Source organism: Peribacillus sp., from assembly GCF_059453735.1.
The window spans coordinates 1-7,199 of the sequence record NZ_JAZVJO010000035.1 but is presented as its reverse complement, the minus strand read 5'-3'; the positions used below and the strand labels follow the sequence as shown (position 1 = coordinate 7,199).

The 7,199-nt window shown below is 41.4% G+C and carries 4 protein-coding genes; 2 read left to right on the top strand and 2 right to left on the bottom strand.

What is annotated here, in order from left to right:
• The first annotated feature begins 348 nt into the window (after nt 1–348).
• Nucleotides 349–1,587 (top strand): peptidase T, encoded by a 1,239-nt coding sequence (gene pepT / locus AC52RT_RS01045; RefSeq protein WP_495539036.1) that lies wholly within the window; start codon nt 349–351, stop codon nt 1,585–1,587.
• 57 nt (nt 1,588–1,644) lie between these two features.
• Here the strand turns inward: pepT and AC52RT_RS01040 are convergent, their stop codons facing one another.
• Entirely contained in the window at nt 1,645–3,687 is a 2,043-nt protein-coding gene (locus AC52RT_RS01040) for a catalase (protein WP_495539035.1), read from the bottom strand.
• A 375-nt stretch (nt 3,688–4,062) separates the two neighbouring features.
• Here AC52RT_RS01040 and cstA point away from each other — a divergent pair, with 375 nt between their 5' ends.
• Complete coding sequence (gene cstA / locus AC52RT_RS01035) at nt 4,063–5,865, top strand: carbon starvation protein CstA (protein ID WP_495539034.1); 1,803 nt, start codon at nt 4,063–4,065, stop codon at nt 5,863–5,865.
• Between the two features lie 55 nt (nt 5,866–5,920).
• Here cstA and pulA read toward each other — a convergent pair whose 3' ends face one another.
• Nucleotides 5,921–7,090, bottom strand: coding sequence for a type I pullulanase (gene pulA, locus AC52RT_RS01030; protein WP_495539033.1), 1,170 nt, complete (start codon nt 7,088–7,090; stop codon nt 5,921–5,923).
• Nucleotides 7,091–7,199 lie beyond the last annotated feature (109 nt).

Here is a 7,199-nt window from a genome sequence, read left to right as displayed (position 1 = left end):
TTCACGCCAATACTTAAATCAACGGTCTTTCACTAAAATTAATTTGGGTTTTAGTCCGATGCTCAAATGGAAACATGTGCTACTCAAGAGTAGATTAGATGGAGATCAATTCGAATCAGGGGATTACGAAGAAAATTCTTTCCAACAAATCCGTTCGAACGGTGAATTTAAGTAGAAAATCCATGAAATGTGTTAAAAATGCTAATAGAGGTACGGAATGAAAGGGATGAGACCTTCCCTTTTTTATTTTGCTTCCTATGGAATAAGCTGATATAAGAACTTGTCACAATCGTCTTTCTCCTTTAAGGTAAAATTAAACAACCTAATTTTCAAGGAGCTGACGGTACAGTGAAAAACGAATTAATGGAACGGTTTATATCTTATGTAAAAATTGATACCCAATCAGATGAAGAGAACGCTGCATGCCCCTCTTCACCAGGACAATTAATTCTCGGCAACAAGCTGGTTAATGATTTGCAAACGATTGGCCTCGTTGATGCAAAGATTGATGATAACGGCTATGTTATGGCCACACTTCCTAGTAATACAGATAAGGAGGTTCCCGTGATTGGGTTCTTAGCTCATCTCGATACAGCAACGGATTTTACCGGGAAAAACGTTAACCCTCAAATTGTTGAAAATTATAATGGAAAAGACATCACCCTTAATAGTGAATTAAACATTATCCTTTCTCCAACTGATTTCCCACACCTTGCTGACTATCAGAACCAAACGTTGATTACGACAGATGGTACTACCTTACTTGGAGCTGATAATAAAGCTGGAATTGCAGAAATTATGACGGCCATGGACTATTTAATACAACATCCTGAAATAAAACATGGAAAAATTAGAGTAGCGTTTACACCCGACGAAGAAATTGGAAGAGGACCTCACAAGTTCAATGTCGATTCATTTCAAGCAGCCTATGCTTATACGATTGATGGAGGGCCGCTGGGCGAACTTCAATATGAGAGTTTCAACGCTGCCGGCTTAAAAATCACCTTCAAGGGAACCAATATTCATCCTGGGACTGCTAAAGGAAAGATGGTTAATGCAGCAAAAATAGCGATGAAATTCAACGACCGTCTGCCTGTAAACGAAGCTCCAGAAATGACTGAAGGCTATGAAGGGTTCTTTCATCTATCTGGAATCAATGGCGATGTGGAACAAACGGTTCTGCACTACATTATCCGTGATTTTGACAAAGAACAATTTGCGGAAAGAAAACAATTTATTGAAAAAACGGTTGCTGAATTCCAGGAACAATACGGAGCGGACCGCGTTATTATGGAGATGAAGGATCAATATTACAATATGAAAGACAAAATTAAACCGGTGATGGAGATTGTCGAAATAGCCGCTGAAGCGATGAAAAACCTTGGCATTGAACCAATTATCGAACCCATCCGCGGTGGAACAGACGGCTCACAGCTTTCGTATATGGGACTGCCAACACCCAATATATTTACAGGCGGGGAAAATTTTCACGGAAAATATGAATTTATTTCCGTAGATCACATGATTAAAGCGGTAGAAGTTATTGTTGAAGTTGTAAAATTATTTGAGGAAAAAGCAGAAAAATAAACAAAAATATAGAGGCAGTCCCCTGTGTGCAGGGGACTGCCTCTTTTTTTTCGTTTTTTATACGATTCTTGACCAATGACGCGCTTGCGTTACTGCTTGAATAAAGGCTTTATGATCAGAGCCTGCTATTACGCCTGCAGCTTGATCTTGTGATGTAATGCCAGCTGCTGTTAATAGTTCGAGTGCATCTGTGCCAGCCCCAACAGACTTGAAGTGACTATATGCTTCGAGTAGGAAGGTTGGAGCTTTCTTACTAGCCAGAAGGTTAGCAACCCCATCCTTCCCTCCTGCAACATAAACTGCATCAAATTGGACAGAATCTGCTGTCAGGAATGTGTGATCAACAGGAACTTCCTCTCCAGTGCTGCTAAGGATTGCCCCTAAGTTTTTACTCACGACTTCAACAAGTATTCCTACTCCTGTTAAGTCTGCTTTTAATTGATTAAACTCAGCAAAATCAAAACCGTGATCAGCTAATACAGCCACTTTACGTGTATTCGGCAGCTTCACGCTGGTTTCTTGGCTCAAACTAGCTGAAGCTGGGCTGCCATCTGGAACATTGCCTGCTTCAGGTACAGATGCTCCCACTGCTAAAGCCAGTTCCTTAGCAATTCTGAAATCAACATTTGCAAACATATCGACTACACGCTGCTGAATATCTTTGCTTTTCAGTTTTCCTACTTCGAACTGGAAGGCTTCAATAATATGCTGTTTCTCCACTTCCGTCATACTATTCCAGAAAAGAATGGCTTGGCTGTAATGATCTTTAAAGCTCTCACTGCGAGCTCGAACTTTTCGCCCTTCTACCTTTTCCTGATAATGTACATATCCGCCTTCTTCTGCCGAAGCCGGCTCAGGTGCATTAGCCTGTAATCCATTTTTATGGTAGCTGACCTGTCCTTTATTAATCGCCATGCGGTGCATCCCGTCACGTTGGTTATTATGAACTGGGGCAATCGAGCGATTAATCGGAAGTTCATGAAAATTTGGACCGCCAAGGCGTGAGAGTTGTGTATCCGTATAAGAGAAAAGACGTCCTTGAAGCATTGGGTCATTTGAAAAGTCTATCCCAGGTACGACATTTCCAAGATGGAAAGCAACTTGCTCAGTCTCAGCAAAGGCATTATCCGGATTACGGTCCAGTGTCATTTTTCCGATAATTTTAACTGGAATGATTTCTTCCGGCCAAAGTTTCGTTGGATCCAAAATATCAAAATCAAAAGCAAACTCATCCTCTTCTTTAATGAGTTGAACCCCTAATTCAAATTCAGGGTACTCCCCCATCTCGATTGCTTCATAAAGGTCGCGGCGATGGAAGTCAGGATCTTTACCAGCCAGTTTTTGGGCTTCATCCCAAACGAGAGAATGGACCCCTAGTTTTGGTTTCCAATGAAACTTCACAAAATGAGACTTCCCAAGTTCATTTACGAAACGGAATGTATTCACACCGAACCCTTCCATCATTCGATAGCTGCGGGGAATAGCCCGATCGGACAAATGCCACATAACCATATGTGCTGTCTCTGTATTAGCCGTTACAAAGTCCCAGAACGTATCATGAGCCGTTTGTGCCTGCGGTATTTCATTATGCGGCTCTGGTTTGAAAGAATGGACTAAATCCGGGAACTTAATAGCATCTTGAATGAAAAATACCGGAATGTTATTTCCAACTAAATCATAATTCCCTTCTTCTGTATAAAACTTTGTCGCAAAGCCCCTTACATCACGAACTGTGTCTGCCGAACCACGCGAACCTGCCACGGTTGAAAAGCGTACAAATACCGGGGTCTTGATGGATGGGTCTTGAAGAAAACCAGCGCTCGTGTATTCCTTCATAGATTCATAGGCTTGGAAGTAACCATGGGCACCATATCCGCGAGCATGAACAATCCGCTCTGGAATCCGTTCATGATCAAAATGAGTCATTTTTTCACGAAAATGAAAATCCTCCATTAATGTCGGTCCCCGTTCACCCGCTTTTAAGGAGTGTTCGTCTTCAGAAACACGCAAGCCCTGATTAGTCGTTAACTTTGTGCCAGCATCATCAACCCGGTACGACTCAAGCTGCTGATCCTTACTATTTTTATGATTATTATTCATTCTGTTATAATCCTCCCTCTATCATTCTTCTAAAACAATACCTCTGCCTAGCTTATGTACATTTCTTCATGCTGCTTTTTCTTAAGGTTTACCACGATACTTTTAAAGTTAAACAAGACTATTTACATAAATAAAAAAACTAGAATCGACAAAATACCACTATTTAGTTAAAATTGATAGAAAAGACTATGGATGTTAAAAGAGATAACTTGATTACTTTACTGCCATTAATGGTTGAAAGAGTTGGAATTATTGTCATACTCGCTTTCTTACTGTTTCAGGTGAAGTCCTTCAACCAGTGTTTTGAAGTGAAAATTAAATGTAGGCGTTTTTATTTAGTGAAATGACGTTACAACAATAGTGGGGAGGATAAAAATGAATGCAGTTACAGTAGTAATCGGTTCAATCTGTATCTTATTAATTGCCTATCGTTTATACGGTACCTTTATGGCTGCCAAGGTATTAAAGCTCAATGATTCTATTCCGACGCCAGCTCACACACTTGAGGATGGAAAGGACTATGTACCAACAAATAAGTGGGTGACATTCGGACATCACTTTGCTGCTATCGCAGCAGCAGGTCCACTTGTTGGTCCCATTCTCGCTGCCCAATTCGGTTATTTGCCAGGATTACTCTGGCTGTTAATCGGGGCCGTTGTCGGCGGGGCAGTGCATGATGCAGTCGTCTTATTCGCTTCAATGCGTCAAGATGGAAAGTCTCTTTCTGAGGTAGCTAAGAAAGAATTAGGTCCTGTAGCCGGTTTTTGTACAGGTCTAGCTATGCTCTTCATCATTACCATTACAATGGCCGGCCTTTCTATGGTTGTGCTTCATGCCTTGGAAAATAACCCTTGGGGAACATTTGCCGTCGGAATTACAATTCCAATTGCTATGGGCGTAGGTATCTACCATAAACTCACTGGAAACCTAAAGTGGGCAACCATTGTCGGTTTCGTCTTAATTATGGTCGGCATTGTTTTAGGACCACAAATTCAAAACACAGCATTTGGAGATTTCTTATCCCTTGAAGCAAGCACATTAGCCCTTATTCTTCCAATATACGCCTTTTTTGCAGCCGCATTACCAGTGTGGCTCTTGCTGGCACCTCGTGATTATCTAAGTACGTTTATGAAAATCGGTGTCTTCATTGCCTTAATCATTGGTGTATTTGTGGTTAATCCTGATATTCAGTTTCCTGCATTTACCGAATTTATTAATGGCGGCGGTCCTATTGTAGCTGGTCCCGTGTGGCCCTTTATTTCAATAACAATTGCTTGCGGAGCTATTTCCGGTTTTCATGCATTTGTTGGTTCAGGAACCACACCTAAAATGCTAAATCGCTGGAGTGATATTAAACCAGTCGCATTTGGGGCGATGCTTGTAGAATGTTTAGTTGCGATCATGGCCTTAATTGCTGCAGTTGCCTTACAGCCCGGAGATTATTTTGCCATCAACTCCTCTCCTGAGGTTTTTGAAACACTAGGTATGCAAACTGTTCATTTAGCTGAGCTAAGTAACGAAATCGGCATGGATTTAGAAGGAAGAACAGGCGGGGCGGTTACCTTAGCTGTTGGAATGACCTATATCTTCACGGCTATTCCATGGTTTGAGAACTTAGCTTCTTATTTCTTCCAATTCGTTATCCTTTTCGAAGCGGTCTTTATCCTAACCGCCATTGATTCAGGTACGCGCGTTGCCCGTTATCTAATTCAAGACTTCTTCGGCGAATTTTATAAACCGCTTAAGCGCGTTGATTGGCTGCCTGGTAATCTATTTGCCAGCGCATTAGCTTGCTTCGTCTGGGGCTACTTACTCTACTCCGGAGATATCAGCTCGATTTGGGCACTCTTCGGTGTTTCTAATCAGTTGATGGCATCGATCGGCTTAATTGTTGGTACGACTGTTATTCTGAAAATTGCTGATAAACGCTGGTATATCCTTACTTGCCTGATTCCGCTCGCTTACCTATACGTAACCGTGAATGTGGCCGGATACTGGATGGTTAAGAACGTGTATCTGAATTCAGCATCAGCAGGATATAGTGTAATCAATGGGGTTCTTTCCATCATTATGTTGGTATTGGGCTTAATCATCATCATTACGTCGATTAAAAAATGGACCGAGCTATGGAAGATTCCACAAGCGAAATTGGTTGCTCAATCAACTAAATCAGCATAAAAATCGACCGCCCCAATTAGTTGGGACGGTTGATTTTTACAACTCATAATTAAGTTCATTCTTTTTTTAAGATAAGCGTGCTGATTTCTGATACTTTTACAGAGCTTCCTTTACATATTGCAATGACTTCTACCCCAGCTTTTTCACTATTTACAAGCACCGACCAATCCCCTTTAAAGGGCAAGGTGACATCTACTTCCCACGGATTGCTATTATGAATCACAACCAATTCATGTGGTTGACCGGACAATCTGTATGCTAAGACATTGGCCGGAGCCTCGATCCAGTGTAAGTTCTGATGAATTAACTGATACGATTCCAATCGGAAACTCGAATAGGTTTTGCGAAGCGTAATCAGCCCCTTCATGTATTTGATATCCTCAGCAAATTCTGCACTCCGTCTCCAATCAAGCTGATTAATGAGATCCGGTGACTTATAACTATTTCCCTCTCCTCTTTTTGTCCTCATAAATTCCTGGCCTGCATGAAGAAAAGGAATACCCTGAGAGGTTAAGAGGATAGCGGAAGCAAGACGATGCATACGCTTACGAATTGACGGCGATACATCATTGTTCGTAATTTGGAGCTTATCCCAAAGTGTATGATTATCATGCGCTTCTACATAAGTAACCACCTGACTAGGGCTGGTAAACGTCGCTGTACTATGGTCATAGCTTCTTGCACAAATTCCTTTTTTTATGTTTTCTTCAAGACCGGGGTAATGGCTGATAAAGCCTTTTTGGGTCGTGTCAAACGTACTTCCCTTCAAGCTGTCACGAAAAAAATCATTAAATTGAGCAATTCTTGGCATTAAGGAGGCATTCTTCTGGTTCGCTTTTTGGTCTGCGGGCAGCGTTGTATGCAAGTCCCATCCTTCCCCCAGGAGAATGATACTTGGATCTATGTCATCCAAGGCTTGGCGTACCTGATTCATCGTTTCAACATCATGTATCCCCATTAAATCAAAACGAAACCCATCCAAGTGATATTCGTTTGCCCAATACGAAACAGAATCAACAATAAATTTTCTCATCATCATCCGTTCTGAGGCCGTATCATTTCCTACGCCTGTCCCGTTCACTAATTGACCGTTATGGTATCGAAAATAATAACCTGGCACTAGTTTGTTAAAAGAAGAGTCCTCAACCGAATAGACGTGATTGTAAACCACGTCCATAATCACTCGTAGCTCTTTATCATGAAAAGATTGAATCATTTGTTTCATTTCTTTAATTCAAGTTTACGGATCGAAGGGATCTGAAGCATAGGAGCCCACCGGAGCAAAGAAAAGAATGGGATCATACGCCCAGAAAAAATGAAAAAGTAGAAGGTCT

What these genes read in the sequence shown, in the direction of transcription:
- AC52RT_RS01040 (WP_495539035.1), bottom strand. Translation starts at nt 3,687, where the DNA reads ATGAATAATAATCATAAAAATAGTAAGGATCAGCAGCTTGAGTCGTAC.
- cstA (WP_495539034.1), top strand. Translation starts at nt 4,063, where the DNA reads ATGAATGCAGTTACAGTAGTAATCGGTTCAATCTGTATCTTATTAATT.
- pulA (WP_495539033.1), bottom strand. Translation starts at nt 7,090, where the DNA reads ATGAAACAAATGATTCAATCTTTTCATGATAAAGAGCTACGAGTGATT.